Source organism: Limnobacter sp. SAORIC-580 (assembly GCF_013004065.1).
Taxonomy (GTDB): domain Bacteria; phylum Pseudomonadota; class Gammaproteobacteria; order Burkholderiales; family Burkholderiaceae_B; genus Limnobacter; species Limnobacter profundi.
This window is the reverse complement of record NZ_CP053084.1, coordinates 1329427-1347192: the sequence shown is the minus strand read 5'-3', so window position 1 is coordinate 1347192 and position 17766 is coordinate 1329427. Positions and strand designations below refer to the sequence as shown.

Below are 17766 nucleotides of genomic sequence, written 5' to 3'. Positions count from 1 at the left end.
GGAGATATTCTGGCAATCGACCCGAGTTCAACTTTTATAACTGGAAGTTGTTCCTTTCGCGAACTTGCCGATCTTTTTCCAAACAAATAAACCTACCACCCCAAGCAACCAAATAATTGCTGCAGCATATGCATTCATTGAATACGACTGCCCCGCTTCGACAACAATTGCAGGGCCAAGATCAAATGAATGCACCTCCATCAACAAGCTAACAAACCACAATGCGGGGTAAACCAAGGCCAGCACGAATAGTGCCCAGTGAATACGCAAAGCCACACCAGCAAACAAAAAACCCAAGGCGGCATACAGCCACATATCTTGAATTTGGGGCAATTTATCAAGTACCTCTGCATGAGCACAAAGCGGCAAAAAACAGCAGACGATTGCGAAGAAATTTTTATTCCGCATCGGAGTATTCCACTGTTAATGGGACATGACAATTTACAGACTTACCCAACAAGCTTTTCAAATCTTTGATGAATTGATTCATTGAAGAGGTCAAATCAATACAGCCTGCGCTACCCGGAATATCGCCACCGTGAATAAAAAAACCGCCTCGCGCATGGGTTTGGGTCCCGGGGCTAACGCGAATCGTGATTCGGTAATCACCCCATGCGGATCGCGAGGATACAAGCAAACTTTTAATTGCGTTATTCTCCCAAATGTCAGCAGGGCTAATCCAGTAACTCCCTTCAGGAATGGGTCCCTGATTGGAAACCTTTTGCCTTTCTAAAGAGTAATCAAACTTGCTGTCAACGGGCTTGCCAGACACCGCGGGGTAAGTTTTCAGCACCCCAGTAGCAGTTTGTATTTTGAAAATTTTTCCATCAAAGTGGAGGCTGATTACAGATTTCGCGCAAGCTGGTACTTCTGGTCGTCTTATTTCATGGGCGTATTTCATCAAAAAGTCCCAAATCGAAAAAAGAGCAGTCTAAACATGTTCAGCCGGGAGTTACAAACACACCTTCGAGCCTGTGTGACTTGAGCAATACCGTTTGTAACCACAACAAACCCGACTCAGCGCGGAACCCGACTCACTCCCCTTCCGGCTGCATTCCAGCGTAATTCTCAAACTTGGTGTACATGCCCAGGAAAGTTACCCGCACCGTGCCAATTGGGCCATTACGCTGCTTGCCGATGATAATTTCAGCAGTTCCTTTGTCGGGTGAATCGGGGTTGTAAACCTCATCGCGGTAAATGAACAAAATCACGTCGGCATCCTGCTCAATGGCGCCCGATTCTCGCAGGTCACTCATCACCGGGCGTTTGTTTGGCCGCTGTTCCAGCGAGCGGTTCAGCTGCGAGAGCGCGATCACCGGACAGTTCAATTCTTTTGCCAAACCTTTCAATGAACGTGAAATTTCTGAAATTTCAGTGGCACGGTTTTCACCCGGAGACGAAGAGCCCATCAACTGCAAATAGTCGATGATCACCAAACCAAGCTGGCCACACTGGCGTGCCAAGCGCCGGCAACGCGCGCGCACTTCCATCGAAGACAAGGCGGGCGTTTCATCAATAAACAATTGCGCATTCTGCATCTTCTCGACTGCGTACGTCAGTCGTGGCCAGTCTTCATCAGTCAGTCGCCCGGTTCTTAGGCGGTGTTGATCCAAACGCCCCACGGAGCCCAGCAAACGCATCGCCAATTGGGTTGCGCCCATTTCCATGGAGAACACAGCCACTGCATGACCCTCTTCCACAGCCACGTGTTCGCCAATGTTCAAGCTGAATGCAGTATTGTGCGTCACCACAAAATCGTTGGTGATGTATGTACGCGTGGGGTGACTTACAGAAATACACTGCGCTTGCGCCATGCGCACAGGCTCAATGCTTTGAAAAGTGATTCGGCGTGTGCGCTGCCAGTCGGTGCGCAGTCGCGCCTTCTTTTCTTCAAGCGTAAACACCTGCTGCCCATCGGCAAAGCTCATGTTCAACACATAAGCCAAACGCCCTTCTTTGGGTTCGCCCTTGCTGGTGTAATGCGTATTTTTGGTTGCAATTGAACAAAACCCACCCAGTGAACGTGCAAGGTAGGCCACATCATTGGCCAGTTGCTCGCTTACCGTGGCAAATCGAATCGAACCCCAGGATTCTATCCAGCCATCGGTATCCAACAGGCCCTGTAACAAGGCCAACCGCGCCGCCTTATTGGCTTTCAGATAATGTTCAGGAATAAATTTATTGTGGCTGACACAACCCAGCACACCCAGATCGTTCAGAGCTTGGCGGAAGTAACTAGGCTGACTGGTGCGAGCACCATTGGCAAGCATTCTGCCTTTCCACACCACCCGATAGTCGTAGGCCTGTGCATGAACCAATTCCATGTCATGTCCAAGTAATGCATTCATTCTGTGCACTAACTCTTCCGACTTGGTGGAAAACATCACACTGCTGTGGCTGAAGGCCAAAGTGCCATCGCCCAGCAGGGCACCCAGTACCCAGGGGTCAATTGGCAACACATCGTTGTGACCGAAATCACCAGTCACAGTGTCGATCCACAAGCGGTTTTTGTAACGAACACAGCCCAGCATTTCCGTCAGGCGCTTGGTGCTAATCACGCGGGGCTCGGCCCAGTCGCGGTGCATCACACGCCACAAATGTTCATCACAACACTCGGCACTGCGACCGTCTGAAAATACCACTTTATAAATCTGCTTTTCGCCTTGGGGAAATACCCCCGTGACCAGGGATGACTTTCCATCCATAGATGCCAAAGCATCGCCCACGCGCAACTCGCCCATAGTTACCCAGCCGCTTGGCGTTTTAACCAAGGCATCAAGTGGCTGCGCTTTACCCATTGAGGGTCTTCCGGCAACAATAATCAAGTCACCGGGCTGCAGGCCCGATGTTTTGCCATCCAAATCTACGAAACCGGTCGAAATACCAGTGATGTCGCTGGTGCTGTCGCGGTGATAAAGCTCATCGATTCGCTCAACCACTTTGCTCAGCACCGGCTGCAATTCTTGAAAACCACCCGCGCCGCGCGCGCCGTCTTCAGCAATCTTGAAAATCTTGCTTTCCGCTTCGTCGAGAATGGTTTTGGTGTCTTTGCCTTGCGGGTTCAGCGCGGTGGTCGCAATGTCATCGCTGATCGTAATCAGCCTGCGCAGCACGGCGCGGTCGCGCACAATTTCTGCGTAGCGGCGAATGTTGGCGGCCGAGGGCGTGTTGGTGGCCAGGGTGTTCAAGTAAGCCAAACCACCCACATCTTCAGCCTTGCCCGAAGACTGCAGCGATTCATACACAGTAATGACATCAGCTGGCTTGGAGCCGTCAATCAGCTTGGCAATGTGCTCAAAAATAACCCGGTGATCGTAGCGGTAAAAATCTTCGGCTCGAATCACATCGCCAATTTTGTCCCAGGCTTGGTTGTCCAGCAGCAAGCCGCCCACCACCGATTGCTCCGATTCGAGCGAGTGAGGCGGAACGCGCAGGCCCGTCATTTCTTGTTCTGTAAGTCGATTTTCGGACATAGTTTCGCAATAGAAAAAGGCCACCCTGAGGTGACCTTTTTGTGGGTTCAGGCAGACCGAAAAGTATAACCGAATGTGGTTAAACCCTAGGGTCTAATTCGCCTTAAAACCGGGTATGGCTGAAGCGCTTTGATTAAGCTGCTTCACCAGCCACCACAACTTTCACGTCTACAACCACGTCGGGGTGCAGGGCAACAGTCACAGTGTGCTCGCCAGCAATTTTCAGCGCGCCGTTGGGCATGCGTACTTGTGCTTTTTCAACTTTCAGGCCAGAGGCATTCAGTGCGGCAGCGATGTCGTGATTGGTTACCGAACCAAACAAACGACCATCCACAGCGGCTTTTTCGCTCAGCTGGACAGTGGTTTCGCTCAACTTGGCACCCAGGGCCTGGGCGGCGGCCAGCTTTTCAGCAGCAGCTTTTTCCAGTTCGGCGCGGCGAGCCTGGAATTCGGCGATTGCTGATTCTGTGGCGCGCTTGGCTTTGCCATAAGGAATCAAGAAGTTGCGTGCGTAGCCGTCTTTTACGCGAACCACGTCACCCAGTTGACCCAAGTTGGGCATTTTTTCAAGAAGAATTACTTGCATGGTGTTCTCCCGTACTGCTTAGTGGTTGTCGGTGTAAGGCAGCAAAGCCAGGAAACGTGCGCGCTTGATCGCTGTGTCCAACTGGCGCTGATAATTCGCCTTGGTACCAGTGATACGAGCGGGCATGATCTTGCCGTTTTCGCTGATGAAATCCTTGAGCGTGTCGATGTCTTTGTAATCGATTTGCTCTACCTTGCCCACTGTGAAGCGGCAAAACTTCTTGCGCTTGAACAAGGGGTTCTGTTGTGGACGACGTCCCTTGCGATCATTTTTACGACCAAAAGCCATAATATTCTCCAACTATTTCAAGTCTTCAACATTCGCGCACTGCGCAAACATGGAATCGAAGACTTTTTGATTTGTGCGAACGAAGCGCTATGAATCCGGTCCAGTTTTTCAGGCTTCCCACTTCAAGACCACTGACTTGGTTGGCTGCCACACCCAGCGCTACCGCTGAAACTGTGCACTTCACCATTCTTGGCTTGCTGGCTTCAAGCTGCTCACTGTCGTGCTCAAGCTCGAATTCGCAAATGGGCAAACCTGCCGGGGTGTATCGCAATATTGATTTTGCAACCAATGTGGCGGTCAAGGTGAACTGGTTAATGCCAGCCTTTCCTTCTTCCCCAAACTTGTCTGAATTTTCCGCTGCTTCCTCCTGATTCATTGATTCAGTGTTGTGCTAAGACGATTTACTCGTCGTCACCCTCGTCTGAATCGGAACTGTCGTCGTTTGAAGACGCAGTGGCAGAAGCGGCCTTACGCTCTTGCTCACGCTGAACTTCCTTCATCATTGGAGAAGGCGCGGTTTCAGCTTTTTTCATCTTCACAGTCAAGTGACGCAGTACGGCGTCGTTGAATTTAAACGCAGTTTCCAGTTCTTCAAGAACTTCCTGGCTGCATTCAATGTTCAACAACACATAGTGTGCTTTGGCCAGTTTCTGGATTGGGTAAGCCAATTGGCGACGGCCCCAATCTTCGTGGCGGTGTACTTTGCCGCCGTTGGCTTCGATGGTTCCACGATACTTCTCAACCATGGCAGGCACTTGCTCGCTTTGGTCGGGATGCACGATGAAAGCAATTTCATAGTGACGCATTGATAAACTCCTATGGATTTTCCACAATTGGAAAAGCCGCCGCACCCCCGTGGTGCAGCAGCAGGTAACCCGAAATTATAGTGGGTTTTCAAGAAACAGGCAACGGCCTAGCGCTGCCACCTGCCTAAAACACGGAAAATCAGGCGGTTTGCTCTTGCAAACGCTTCTTTTCCATGTCGCGAAGCTCCCGGCGAAGCACTTTGCCCACCGGGCTCTTGGGCAATTCCTTCATAAATTCCACATGGCGTGGAATTTTGTAGGCAGTCATGTGTTTGCGGCAATGTTCAATTACCTGCTCGGCTGTTAAATCGGGGTCTTTTTTAACCACAAACAGCTTTACCGCCTCGCCGGTTTTGCTGTCAGGCACGCCCACGGCAGCCGCTTCAAAAATACCAGTCAATAGCGTGGCCACAGCTTCAATTTCTTTGGGGTACACGTTAAAACCGGACACGAGAATCATGTCTTTCTTGCGATCGGTGATATAGAAGTAGCCGTTTTCGTCCATGTAGGCGATATCGCCGGTTTTCAGCCAACCGTCTTGGGTCAGAATTTCAGCGGTTTCACGTGGCTTGTTCCAGTAACCGCGCATCACCTGCGGGCCTTTCAAGCACAATTCGCCTTCCTGGCCCACCGGCAATTCATTAAAGTCATCATCACGAATTGTCACGTCAGTGGACGGTACGGGTAAACCAATCGATCCGTTGTACTCCTCGTGCAGGGGATTAATACACACTGCGGGCGAGGCCTCGGTTAAACCATAAGCCTCCGATAAACGCGTACCTGTCACTTTCTTCCAGCGATCAGCCACCGCAGGCTCAATGGCGGCACCACCGCCCAACACCAGCTTCACATGGGAAAAGTCGACTTGCTCAAAACCAGGGGTATTCAATAAGCCATTGAACAAGGTGTTAACACCTGTAAGCGCCGTGAATGGCACGGCGGCCAGCGTTTTCACGAAAGCCTTCATGTTTCTGGGGTCAGTAATCAACAGGCAGTGCCCACCTACCTTGATGAAAACCAGAATATTCGCAGTCAAGCAGAAGATGTGATACATCGGCAGCGCAGTGATCGCAATTTCCTTGCCCTCTTCAATGTCCTGGTTCAACCAGGCCGATGCTTGCTGCAGGTTAGCCACAATATTGCCATGGGTCAGCATGGCGCCCTTGGCTACACCGGTGGTTCCGCCGGTGTATTGAAGAAAAGCCAAATCGTCGTGGGTAATATTGACCTTGCGTAGCTCGTTGTTACGTCCAAGGGCGAGTGCTTTCTTGAAGGTAATGGACCCGGCAATGTTGAACGCTGGCACCAGCTTCTTCACATAGCGCACCACAAAATTCAGCAAAACACGCTTGAAGAAACCGTGCATTTCACCCATGGAAGCCAGCACAATGTGCTCGACAGGCGTATTTTTGATTACCTTTTCCAGCGTGTGAGCTACGTTCTCAAACACCACAATCACCTTGGCGCCTGAGTCCCGCAGTTGATGTTCAAGCTCTGTGGGGGTGTACAACGGGTTCACGTTCACGGCGACGAAACCAGCGCGGATCGCACCCAACATGGCAACAGGGTATTGCAGCAGATTGGGCATCATGAAGGCGACACGGTCGCCTTTTTTCATGCCAGGCAGGCTTTGAAGGTAGGCACCGAAATCGCGGGTTAGAGAATCCAGGCGCTCGTAGGTCAGCGCCGTACCCATGTTGCTGAATGCGGTTTTGTCGGCGAACTTGCGACTTGCGTCCTCAAAAATATCCCGAATAGAGGGGTACTGATCCAAATCAACCGACGTGGGTACGCCCGGCGGGTAGCTCTGAATCCAGGCTTTATCTGTCACAAATGTCTCCTTCTTGTGGGCACTGCCGTGCTTCGCAACTGTTTTGTATTGATGGAAAACAATACCGGAATATCAAAGAGCATGGATTCTAATGCACTACGATTGCGATGTGTACCTGCACCGTGGGCGCGGTCAAGGAAATTTCGACAAGGTACCTTGTCGAATCCCTTCAAGGATGGACATTTCACGTTCTTGAATCAACTGAAAAAACAGGGTTGGCTTTTCTAGCGAAGCGAAAGCATCTAGCCCTTGACTTAGAAAATCGTGGAAATCCTCTAAATTCGCCTTTTGCGCTGCACCACGTGTCATCTTCATCAATGGCCGTAAAAAAGGCAGGCGCATCAACTTGCGCAAGGATTCACCCACCTCGCGAACCAACAAAATTTGACGCTCTCGCAAATCGAATTGCCCTTGTTTTCTAAAAGCTTCAATGTAAGATTTTTCTTTAAGTAAATTATCAGAATAAAACTCTTTTTCATTGATAAACAAGGTTATTTCATCATCCATCAGCTCAGCCAAATAATCCATGTAAATCACTTTTCTCACCGTATCCACGGCACCGCCAGGCAGCAACTTTTCCAGCTTGGGCAACACCCTTTCAACTTGGTGGTCACGGGTGCTGACATCGTGCGTGCAGTACAGTTGATCCAGGAAAAAGCGACAAGCTGCGCGCATGCCCTGGTCTTCCAGCAGATCCTTATAAGTACATTCCAACCTACTGTTTTGAAATATTTTTATCTCTTTCTTTAAACGCATAAACTCGACTGAACGCCCCTCACCCACGCGAAGGGCTGTGATGGCTTTTTGTAATTCAAGGGGTGAACTGTGAATGTCAATCATGGCGATTCAATTGCAGTTGAATGGTGAAGCCCCACATCGTTTGCTGCACAGCAGCACAAATCAGACATGGAAAATAGTCAAAATTTATGTTTACATCCGTTAATGTTAAACCGGAGAGTGAGACAACAATGAATGCCCCATCCAAAGCACACGGCCAAGAATTGACAGCAGCAGAACTAAAAGCAACTTTGGAGTCCTTGAAGCAAGCTTACCGCATCAACCCCTACCCGGAGTGGAGCCAGCGCAAAGCCTGGCTGATGGCGTTGAGCGACATGATTTACGACAACAAGTTGAGAATCGCAGAGGCCATTTCGGAAGATTTCGGTTATCGCTCAAAAAATGACACCTTGTTAGCAGAAGTATTTCCCTCACTGGAAGGCATTCGCCACGCCATCAAACACGGTAAAAGCTGGATGAAGCCTCGCAATGAAGGCGCCAGCATTTGGTTCAAACCTGCCAGCACCTGCCTCATGCCACAGCCTTTGGGCGTGGTGGGCGTTATCGTGCCCTGGAATTATCCCTTGTTTTTATCCATCGGCCCCATGATTGCTGCGCTTGCGGCGGGCAACCGTGTGTTCATCAAGATGAGCGAATACACCCCCCGCTTCAGTGCCCTGCTTGATGAATTGCTAGCCAAAGCACTGGGCCGCGAGGTGGTACAGGTGATCAACGGTGGCCCTGAGGTTGCTGCCGAGTTTTCTCGCCTGCCGTTCGACCACCTGCTGTTCACTGGGTCTACCCCAGTCGGCAAAATGGTGATGAAGGCCGCCAGTGAAAACCTGGTGCCGGTGACACTTGAACTGGGCGGCAAAAGCCCTGTAATCATCACCGCGCCCACCGTGGCCAACCCCGGCCGGTTTGAAAATGCAATTGCGCGTACATTGTCCGGCAAGTCGATTAATGCCGGGCAAACCTGTATTGCCCCCGACTATCTGATGGTTCCGGAAGGCTGTGAAGAGCAATTGATTTCACACGCCAAGGCAATTATTGATCGCCGCTTCCCGGACGGAATTTTGTCCAAAGACTTCACCGGCATTGTTTCTGACCGCCATGCCACCCGCTTACAACGCTTAATTGACGAAGCCGCGGAACAAGGTGCGCGCGTGGTGACACTCATGAAAACTGCCGACAGCCCGGGCCGTAAAATTCCAATGACCCTGGTGTTCAACGCCAAGCCAGATTCCATGTTGATGCAGGAAGAAATTTTCGGCCCCGTGCTGCCGGTAATCACATACAAACGCCTGGATGAAGCGCTTGATTACATCAACGACCGCCCTCGCCCGCTGGCTTTGTATTTGTTTGACGATGAATCAAAAACCCAGGACATGGTCATGAAACAAACCATTGCTGGTGGTGTTTGCCTGAATGAAACCTTGTTCCACATTGCACAGGAAAACCTGCCATTTGGCGGCGTGGGCGACTCGGGTATGGGCCACTACCACGGCAAATTCGGTTTTGACACCATGACCAAACTGAAGCCGATTTTCAAACAAAGCCGTTTCCACGTCATGGAAATGTTGTCGCCACCCTATGACAACAAAATGTTTGCCTTCATGACCAAACTGCTGACCCGCAAGGTATAAACAGAAGCTTCATGAACAGACGTCAATTTTTTAAGTTCGGTGCTGCCGGTTTGCTGTTGGCCGGCGGCCTGAGTTGGCTGGGCAAGCACTTTGCCAAAGTGGAAGTTGTTGCCGGTCAGCCTGTGGTCCAGCAACAGCACATACCCATGCTTAAGGCCATTGCTGAAGGTTTGCTGGATCCTGCACTGCCCACCACGGGCAGAACGCAGTCCATTGAATCTGCTGTCAATGCGTTCGTGGATGCCAGTAGAACCTTGGCACCCAGTGCGCAAGCCGAACTGGGCCAACTGCTGAACATTCTTGAAAACCCGGTGGGAAGAAGGCTGATTGCCGATTTGGGCAGCAGTTGGGAACAAGCATCACCGGCGCAGGTGCAAGCCTTCCTGGTTTCGTTCCGGGACCACCCCATTCCGGCACTCCAACCTGGCTACCATGCCCTTCACGACCTGATGATGGCAGGCTGGTATGGACTGCCCAGCCAGTGGACCGACATGGGCTACCCGGGCCCACCTTTCCAAGCTCTCTGACCTTCACATTCACCAATGACTGAACAAGAAATGAAACCTATGGGTACCTTATCCAGTGGATTAGTGCCCGACCTGTTCGCAGCCGGCATCGCGAATGGCTGGAAAGCCTATGAGGCACACAAGCGCGAAATGCCCAAGCAGATGAGCGCGGATGTGGTGATTATTGGCACCGGTGCGGGTGGTGGCATTACCGCAGAAATTTGCGCCAAAGCTGGCTTGAAGGTGTTGTTGATTGAAGAGGGTCCGCTAAAGACTTCGAAAGACTTCAAAATGCTGGAGTCGGTGGCCTACCCCACGCTATACCAGGAAAGCGCTGGCCGCAAAACGGCCGACAAGGCCATCAATATTTTGCAGGGACGCACAGTGGGTGGGTCGACCACGGTGAACTGGACCTCCAGCTTCAGAACACCGGCAGACACATTGGCATTCTGGCAAAACCAGTTTGCCCTGAAAGACATGACCGTGGAGAACATGGCCACCTGGTTTGAACAGGCCGAGCGGCGCTTGAACATAGCGGACTGGCAAGTACCACCCAATGAAAACAACGATATTCTGCGCCGTGGCGCTGAAGCCAAAGGAATTTCCTGGGGTGCCATTCGGCGCAATGTGAAAGACTGCTGGAACTTGGGCTACTGCGGCATGGGTTGCCCCACCAATGCCAAGCAATCCATGCTGGTTTCAACCATTCCAACTGCGCTTGATCATGGTGCGGAACTGGTCGCCTCCCTGCGCGCGCATTCCTTCAAAATTTCCCAGGGCCGCATTAGAACCCTACGCTGCCAGGTCATGAATCCCGATGGCGTGCTGCCTTCTGGCAAAGAGGTGGAAGTCACAGCCAAACATTTTGTGCTGGCTGGTGGATCGATCAACAGCCCCGCAGTGTTGTTGCGCTCGAACGCGACTGATCCGCACGACCGTTTGGGCGAACGCACCTTTTTGCATCCCGTTGTCATTTCAGCCGCAAGAATGGAACAGGAGGTGCGCGCCGATGCAGGCGCTCCCCAAACCATTTACAGCGACCATTATTTGCACACGGACCCGATTGATGGCCCGGTAGGCTTCAAGCTGGAGGCACCACCCCTGCACCCAGTCATTTTTGCATCAACCCTGCCTGGTTTTGCGAAAAAGCATTCAGACGTGATGCGCAACTTCTCGAAAACGCACATGCAACTGGCTTTGCTGCGCGATGGTTTCAATTCCGGCAGTGTGGGCGGGCAAGTGCGCTTGAACAGCGACGGCAGCCCGGTGCTGGACTACAAGCTAACCCCGGCAATTTGGGATGCTGCACGCAGAGCCTTGGTAGCCATGGCTGAGCTTCAACACGCTGCCGGCGCGCTGAGCACTCTGCCTGTGCACGAGTACTCCAAACCGGCCAACAACATTGATGAAGCCTTGAAGCAGATCAATGAACTCGACATGAAACCACTGAGTATGAAAGTAGTTTCCGCCCACGTGATGGGTGGTTGTGCCATGGCAGGCGAAGAAAAGCTGGGTGTTGTACGCCCTGACGGACGCCATTGGCAAATCGAGAATTTGTCGATTCACGATGGTTCGTTGTTCCCCACCAGCATTGGTGCAAACCCACAACTGTCCATTTACGGTTTGACCAACAAACTGAGCCAGCAATTGGTGGCTGAGCTGACTGGCCAAGCCGCCACAGCGCTGGCTTAAGCACCATGATTCGCCACCTGAACAGGCTGTACTGGATTGGATACATTTCAGTCATGTTCGGCCTGTATTGGGCACTTCATCATTGGTTTGGTGTTCGAGCCGACGATGCGGCCGTTGTGGCAATCAGCCTGGTGGCAGGCCTGCTGTTTGCAGCACACATCGGCTTTAACATTTCGGGTTTCGCCCTTTCCTACAGTGTTCGCCAAATTCCGCAAGTGCGTGACAAAGGGCTGCACTTCCACAGCACCGAGGGAGAAGGATTTCACCGTCTCAGCCTGGCACGTTGGGTTAAAGCAGTGCTGGCAGAAAGCCTTGCGTCGCTCAAGTTAATCACGCTGCTTCAACCCTGGGCACCCAAGCCAGACGGCATTCAATTGGCTGGCAAAGCCTGGCGCAAGAAAAAGCCACTGCCCGTGTTGTTGGTGCACGGGTATTTGTGCAATTCCGCTGTGTGGGCAGGTACACGCGCCCTGCTTGATCGCGCCGATGTAAGCACCCATGCAATTACTCTTGAACCGGCCATTGGTTCAATTCGCAGTTATTCCGATGCGATTCATGAAGCAATCGACGAATTGCTTGTGGCTACAGGTGCGCCTCAAGTGAAAATTATTGCGCACAGCATGGGCGGTGTGGCAGTACGCTACCATGCCACGGAATACGGGCATCACAGAATTGCCGGCATGATCACCATTGGCAGCCCACACTACGGTACGGCTTTGTCTACCTTGGGTATTGGCAAAAATGTGAAACAAATGGCTTGGGGAAGCTTCTTCTTGAAAACCCTTCGCGAGCACCCAACCGACAGGGAATTTCAAACCAAAATTTGGTCCCTCTGGAGTCCGCAGGACAACATTGTGTGCCCACCGGCGTCAAGCAAGCTGGAGTTTGGAAAAAACACCGCTGTGCCCGGTTGCGGGCACGTGGCTTTGGTGAATGACTCCACCACGGAAGACCTGATTCTCAACTGGCTTGCAGAAGATGCACAGGCCTACCCGTTGGCGGAAAACCGGGCCTGACCCGAATACTTAGAAGTGGATACCTTGCATCAGGGTTGAGAACGCAACCTGTTCTGCAGATGGACCGCCGCCCTTCTTGCCTTTGGCCGCCGATTCCGAATCCGGGAACATGCGGAAAGACGTATTCATCAAAATTTGAGCCGGCTTGGGGATCAGTGCATGCATCACCTGCCCCAACACACCCAAGCGCGTCGCAATACGAACCGGCTTGTGAATCACTGCTTGCGCAATCAAATCGGCAGCCTGCTCGGGGCTTAGCGTGGGTACGTTGTTGTACAACTTGGTGGGCGCAATCATGGGTGTGCGCACCAGCGGCATATTGATGGTGGTGAAGGTGATGTTCAAGTCCGCAAACTCGGAGGCTGCGCAACGCGTCCATGCATCCAATGCGCCTTTGGAGGCCACATAGGCTGAAAAGCGCGGCGCGTTGGTCAACACGCCAATTGAAGAAATATTCACCACATGGCCTTTGCGCCGCTCCATCATTTTTGGCAACAAACCATAAGTAACACGCAAGGCACCGAAATAGTTCAACTGCATGGTGCGCTCCAGATCGTGGAAGCGGTCAAAGCTGTTTTCAATACCACGGCGAATTGAACGGCCTGCGTTGTTTACCAAAATATCCACATGACCGAAGTCAGCCAGCAGTTGAGCAACAAAGCGGTCGCAATCCTGCATATCAGCAATATCGACCGAGTAGGTGTGCAGATCAAAACCGTCGGCCTTCACCAAAGCCTTGGCCTCTGCCAGCTTCTCTTCATCACGACCACAAATTACAGTGATTGCGCCAGCGGCTGCAAATTTCTGTGCTGCAGCCAAACCAATACCGGATGAACCACCCGTGATCAGCACCACCTTGTCTTTCACCTGGCCGTTCAAGCTGCGGTCAATGAACAAATCGGGATCCAGGTGACGCTCCCAGTAATCCCAAATTGCCCAAGCGTAATCTTCAAGTCGCGGACACTCAATGCCACTGCCATCGAGCACAGCCAAAGTTTGGCGGCAATCGTAACGGGTTGGCCAGTTGATGTAACCAAAAACCTCCTCAGGCAGGGCCAGGTCTTTTAACAAAGCGTTGCGAATGCGGCGAACAGGGGTCAAGCTCATCAAACCCTTTTTCACGGCACCAGGCACGAAACCAAACATGGCTGCGTTAATCCGCATTTCCATTTTCGGTGCGTGGGCTGCGCGTGCAAAAATATTCAACACATCGCCAATCCGATTGGGGTTGGGATCAACCAGGTGAAAAGCCTTGCCATCCAGATCCGGCTGATGCGCGATATGGTCCATGGCATTCACCACAAAATCCACAGGCACTATGTTGATGCGACCACCTTCGATGCCAATGGTGGGCACCCAAGAGGGCAGCAATTTGCGCATTTTCTGGATCAACTTGAACAGGTAATAAGGCCCGTCAATCTTGTCCATCTCGCCGGTTTTGGAATCACCCACCACAAAACCGGGGCGATACACCCGCCAAGCGCCTTTTACTTTCTTGCGCACAATTTCTTCGGAATCGTGTTTGGTACGGAAATACGGGTGATCCAGATTCTCTGCTTCTTCGAACATGTCTTCGCGGAACACGCCCTCATACAAGCCAGCAGCCGCAATTGAAGAAGTTAACTGAAAGCAGCCAGCGCCAATTGCATTGGCCAGGTCGACTGCGTTCTCGGTGCCTTTGATATTGGTCTCTTGCTGGCTTTCCGCATCAGCGGCCAAATCATAAATGGCAGCCAGGTGAAAAAAATGGGCAATGTTTTTGCTCAGCTCTTTAATCTCGGTGGCTTTCAATCCCAACTTGGGTTTGGTCAAGTCGCCAACCACCGGAACACATTGCCCTTTTTTTGCGCCCCAATACTTTTGCAGTTCGGGTACTTTGTCCAGGCTTGATTCACGAATCAGGAAGTAAATGGTGCCTTTGCGCTTTTGCTCAACCAAGCGCTTCACCAATCGTTTACCGATGAAGCCAGTGGCTCCGGTCACAAAATAATTCATGTATGTCTTCTCCGCGCGGGGTTTTTTTATGGAAGATACGTCTTTGGAAGGCTTACTATAACTGCCCGCCCGAAATTCTCAAACTCCATGCGGGCTCTGACGGTGTTTTGTCAGCACCGTGCTTACGGGAAAACACGAGGTGGGGTTTAGTGTGCCTTCTCTAGTGTGGCGTCGATAAACTACTACAATAAACAAAAAAGGCAGCGGCCCCAATGGGCCATTTCGCCATCACAAGGAGAGACAACATGGCCGGTAAGAAAAAGCCCATCAAAGGTGCAGTCGACAGCGCACAACAATTGTGGACCGCTGGCGTGGGTGCCATTACCAAAGCGCAGGAAGAAAGCAACCGTGTTTTGGAAAACCTGGTCAAGGAAGGCCATGAAATTCAGGAGCGAACCGTGAAATTTGCAGATCAAAAAGTGGTTGAAGTGACAGGCAAAGTCAGCAAGCTGGCTGGCTCGGTGTCCAGCAAGGCAACCCAGCACTGGGACAAGCTGGAGCAGGTTTTTGAAGAGCGTGTGGCTCGCGCATTGGGTCGTTTGGGCGTTCCCACCAACAAGGACGTTCAACAACTGTCAGAAAGAATCGATCAATTGTCTGCCGCCATCGCTGAATTGACCGGCAAGAAGGTGGACACCAAAGCGCCCGCCGCCAAGCGCACCACCACGCGCACCAAAAAGTCTGCTGAGTAATTGAATCCTTTGTCGACAAGGCCAACGGCGGTCTTGTCGAACACTCTTTGGGGCCGGAGCTCACAACCCGCATGAACAATCACAACCCTGGCCCGAAAATCGGGTTGGCCTTGGCTGGTGGTGGCCCCTTGGGCGCCATTTATGAAATTGGTGCACTGGTTGCACTTTCCGAGGCCATTGACGGACTCGACCTGAACGACATGAGTGTGTATGTCGGTGTTTCCGCAGGGGGCATAGTTGCCACGGGTTTGGCGCACGATTTAACACCCCATCAAATTTACAAGCTGTTCATTGAAGGCGAACCCGAAGAGTTTGCTTTTGACCCTTCCATTTTGTTGCGCCCGGCCTGGAAAGAGTACTGGATGCGCCTGCGAAAGGTGCCCAGTTTGCTGGGCACCGCTGTATCCGATTACTTTTTGCGCGATGACGCCACCTGGGTCAGTTGCATTGAACGTTTAGGCGCAGCAATACCCACGGGCTTGTTCAACGGCGATGAATTGCATGAATGGATGGCCGACCTGATTGCCAAAGGTGGTGGCACCAACGATTTTCGCAGCCTTCGCAATCGCCTGATTCTGGTGGCCACTGATCTGGATTCCGGTGATTCCATTCCCTTCGGCATGCCCGGGTTTGATGACGTGCCAATCTCCAAAGCGGTGCAGGCCTCCGCCTCGCTGCCCGGCTTGTTTCCTCCCACGCGCATTGCCAACCGCCATTACGTGGACGGCGCGTTGAAAAAAACCCTGCATGCCTCCACGGCATTGAAAGAAGGCGTGGAACTGTTGATTTGCCTGAACCCGCTGGTACCCTACGACGACAGGCTGAACCCCAAAAACCACCGCCGTCGCGCCAAAGGCAAAGCTTTCCAGCCGGGCTCACGGTTATACGAGGGTGGCTTGCCCCTTGTGTTGTCACAAACATTCAGATCAATCATCCATTCTCGTATGGACATTGGCATGGAACGTTATGGGCACCTGTATCCCAATGCCGATATTGTGTTGTTTGAACCCCAACATGGCGACGGCGAATTTTTCTTCACCAACCCCTTCAGCTATGCCAGCCGACGCCGCTTGTGTGAACACGCTTACCAACGCACCCGCGAAGAACTGTGGGCACGCCGTTACGATTTGGCTGAACGGTTTTCGCGGCATGGGCTAGAGCTGAACCTGGAAGTTTTAAAAGACCCCACACTGCATTTGAGCAACAAGATCAGCAAGAAAGCAGCCCGTGCAGGATCAATGGTGTCCAAATTTGACCAGCTTGAAGACTCGCTGAACGAGCTTGATCGTTACCTACGGATCGCAAAAACCAGAAATGCTGCTTAATGACGCCATTACTCACTGGTAACAAGGGCAGTGAAGCCCCAAATACTCGACAAAACAACGTAGACTAATCATATTCAAAATACCAATAACAGACTTGCTGCATGAAGTCTTAAGCTTGATCAGGACTTTGGCCAGACAGGAGACGACCAGAACATGGAACGCAAGCCTCCAAGAAGAACAAGAGAACGAATTCTTGATTTGTCGTTAAGACTTTTCAATGAATTCGGGGAGCCGAATATTACGACCACCGTGATTGCCGATGAAATGAACATCAGCCCCGGTAACCTGTACTATCACTTCCGCAACAAAGATGACATCGTCAACAGCATTTTTGCCAGTTTCGAAAAAGAAATTGATGGTCTGCTTGACGTGCCCGGCAACCGCCAAGCCAACATCGAAGATGCCTGGCTGTATCTTCAAGTGTCGTTCGAACTGATTTGGCGCTATCGCTTTTTGTACCGCGATTTGAACGATTTGCTGTCGCGCAACCGTACCCTGGAAATTCATTTCAAACGCATCCTGAAACACAAAGTGGATGTTGCACGCCGCCTGTGCCAGGGCCTGGTCGAATCTGGCGACATGATGGCCTCGCAAGCGCAAATCAATGCACTGGCCACCAACATGGTGGTAGTTGCCACTTACTGGCTGTCATTTGAATATGTGCGCGACCCACGCCACTTCAACGATGAAGCAACGATGAGTGCTGCACTGGCCAATGGCGTGTATCAGGTAATGTGTTTGCTGGCGCCCTATTTGCAAGGCAATGCCAAAGAACTGTTTGAAAGCCTGGCCCAATCTTTTATCACTGAAGAAAACACATAACAAGACTTAGGAGAACTTATGAGCGACTTGAAAGCCCGTTTTGAAAAGGCTGTGGCGGAATCAAAATCACTGCCCGCCCGCCCTGACAACCAAACCCTGTTGAAAATTTACGCCCTCTTCAAACAATCCACGGAAGGCGACAACACCGGCAAACGCCCAGGATTCACAGACATTGTTGGTCGTGCAAAATACGACGCATGGAAAGGCCTTGAGGGCACGAGCAATGACCAGGCCATGCAAAATTACATCGACCTCATCGAGTCGTTGAAGTAAACCAAAAACTGTCTGCAAATAAAAAAACCGGCCGTAGA

At 51.7% G+C, this 17766-nt stretch carries 18 protein-coding genes; 8 read left to right on the top strand and 10 right to left on the bottom strand.

The features are described from left to right. Positions 1-27 precede the first annotated feature (27 nt). The 9 genes from HKT17_RS06235 to HKT17_RS06195 all read right to left on the bottom strand — a co-directional run bounded on the left by HKT17_RS06235 (position 28) and on the right by HKT17_RS06195 (position 7824). Positions 28-408 (bottom strand): hypothetical protein, encoded by a 381-nt coding sequence (locus tag HKT17_RS06235; protein WP_171098649.1) that lies wholly within the window; start codon positions 406-408, stop codon positions 28-30. Then, on the bottom strand, positions 398-901 hold the full coding sequence (locus HKT17_RS06230; RefSeq protein WP_171098647.1) for a tlde1 domain-containing protein: 504 nt from the start codon (positions 899-901) through the stop codon (positions 398-400). The genes HKT17_RS06235 and HKT17_RS06230 overlap by 11 nt, the downstream gene beginning before the upstream one ends. A 133-nt stretch (positions 902-1034) precedes the next feature. Further along, the gene (gene dnaB, locus HKT17_RS06225) at positions 1035-3443 is read right to left on the bottom strand and encodes a replicative DNA helicase (RefSeq protein WP_371815437.1); all 2409 of its coding nucleotides are present in this window, start codon (positions 3441-3443) and stop codon (positions 1035-1037) included. A 163-nt stretch (positions 3444-3606) separates the two neighbouring features. After that, positions 3607-4059: a 50S ribosomal protein L9 gene (gene rplI / locus HKT17_RS06220; protein WP_105028837.1), complete on the bottom strand. Its 453-nt coding sequence runs from the start codon at positions 4057-4059 to the stop codon at positions 3607-3609. Between the two features lie 18 nt (positions 4060-4077). Continuing rightward, positions 4078-4347 carry a 30S ribosomal protein S18 gene (gene rpsR, locus HKT17_RS06215; protein WP_008249877.1) on the bottom strand — a complete coding sequence of 90 codons (270 nt, stop codon included), beginning with the start codon at positions 4345-4347 and terminating at the stop codon, positions 4078-4080. A 25-nt stretch (positions 4348-4372) separates the two neighbouring features. Continuing rightward, positions 4373-4723, bottom strand: a complete 351-nt coding sequence (gene priB / locus HKT17_RS06210) for a primosomal replication protein N (protein ID WP_105028836.1) — start codon at positions 4721-4723, stop codon at positions 4373-4375. 25 nt (positions 4724-4748) lie between these two features. After that, on the bottom strand, positions 4749-5153 hold the full coding sequence (gene rpsF / locus HKT17_RS06205; protein ID WP_105028835.1) for a 30S ribosomal protein S6: 405 nt from the start codon (positions 5151-5153) through the stop codon (positions 4749-4751). A gap of 139 nt (positions 5154-5292) precedes the next feature. Continuing rightward, the gene (locus HKT17_RS06200) at positions 5293-6984 is read right to left on the bottom strand and encodes an AMP-binding protein (protein ID WP_171098643.1); all 1692 of its coding nucleotides are present in this window, start codon (positions 6982-6984) and stop codon (positions 5293-5295) included. A 132-nt stretch (positions 6985-7116) separates the two neighbouring features. Further along, positions 7117-7824, bottom strand: a complete 708-nt coding sequence (locus HKT17_RS06195) for an FFLEELY motif protein (protein WP_105028833.1) — start codon at positions 7822-7824, stop codon at positions 7117-7119. A 128-nt stretch (positions 7825-7952) separates the two neighbouring features. Between HKT17_RS06195 and HKT17_RS06190 the strand changes: the two genes are divergently transcribed. Genes HKT17_RS06190 through HKT17_RS06175 form a run of 4 tightly spaced genes read left to right on the top strand, consistent with a single transcriptional unit; the run spans position 7953 to position 12621 of the window. Beyond that, positions 7953-9407 carry a coniferyl aldehyde dehydrogenase gene (locus HKT17_RS06190; RefSeq protein ID WP_171098638.1) on the top strand — a complete coding sequence of 485 codons (1455 nt, stop codon included), beginning with the start codon at positions 7953-7955 and terminating at the stop codon, positions 9405-9407. 11 nt (positions 9408-9418) lie between these two features. Next, the gene (locus HKT17_RS06185; protein WP_171098636.1) at positions 9419-9934 is read left to right on the top strand and encodes a hypothetical protein; all 516 of its coding nucleotides are present in this window, start codon (positions 9419-9421) and stop codon (positions 9932-9934) included. A 15-nt stretch (positions 9935-9949) separates the two neighbouring features. Then, positions 9950-11605, top strand: coding sequence for a GMC family oxidoreductase (locus HKT17_RS06180; RefSeq protein WP_105028830.1), 1656 nt, complete (start codon positions 9950-9952; stop codon positions 11603-11605). Between the two features lie 5 nt (positions 11606-11610). Then, positions 11611-12621, top strand: coding sequence for an alpha/beta fold hydrolase (locus HKT17_RS06175; protein ID WP_146106671.1), 1011 nt, complete (start codon positions 11611-11613; stop codon positions 12619-12621). 9 nt (positions 12622-12630) lie between these two features. On the opposite strand, the gene HKT17_RS06170 is transcribed toward HKT17_RS06175, so the two are convergent. Then, positions 12631-14616, bottom strand: coding sequence for an SDR family oxidoreductase (locus HKT17_RS06170; RefSeq protein ID WP_171098634.1), 1986 nt, complete (start codon positions 14614-14616; stop codon positions 12631-12633). A gap of 245 nt (positions 14617-14861) precedes the next feature. Here HKT17_RS06170 and HKT17_RS06165 point away from each other — a divergent pair, with 245 nt between their 5' ends. The 4 genes from HKT17_RS06165 to HKT17_RS06150 all read left to right on the top strand — a co-directional run bounded on the left by HKT17_RS06165 (position 14862) and on the right by HKT17_RS06150 (position 17728). Further along, positions 14862-15308 (top strand): phasin family protein, encoded by a 447-nt coding sequence (locus tag HKT17_RS06165; protein WP_171098632.1) that lies wholly within the window; start codon positions 14862-14864, stop codon positions 15306-15308. A gap of 71 nt (positions 15309-15379) precedes the next feature. Continuing rightward, positions 15380-16633 (top strand): patatin family protein, encoded by a 1254-nt coding sequence (locus tag HKT17_RS06160; RefSeq protein ID WP_171098631.1) that lies wholly within the window; start codon positions 15380-15382, stop codon positions 16631-16633. A gap of 153 nt (positions 16634-16786) precedes the next feature. Beyond that, positions 16787-17455: a TetR/AcrR family transcriptional regulator gene (locus HKT17_RS06155; protein WP_040512784.1), complete on the top strand. Its 669-nt coding sequence runs from the start codon at positions 16787-16789 to the stop codon at positions 17453-17455. Positions 17456-17473: 18 nt separating this feature from the next. After that, a complete protein-coding gene (locus tag HKT17_RS06150; protein ID WP_008249852.1) occupies positions 17474-17728 on the top strand; it encodes an acyl-CoA-binding protein in 255 nt (84 codons plus the stop codon). Positions 17729-17766: the final 38 nt, after the last annotated feature.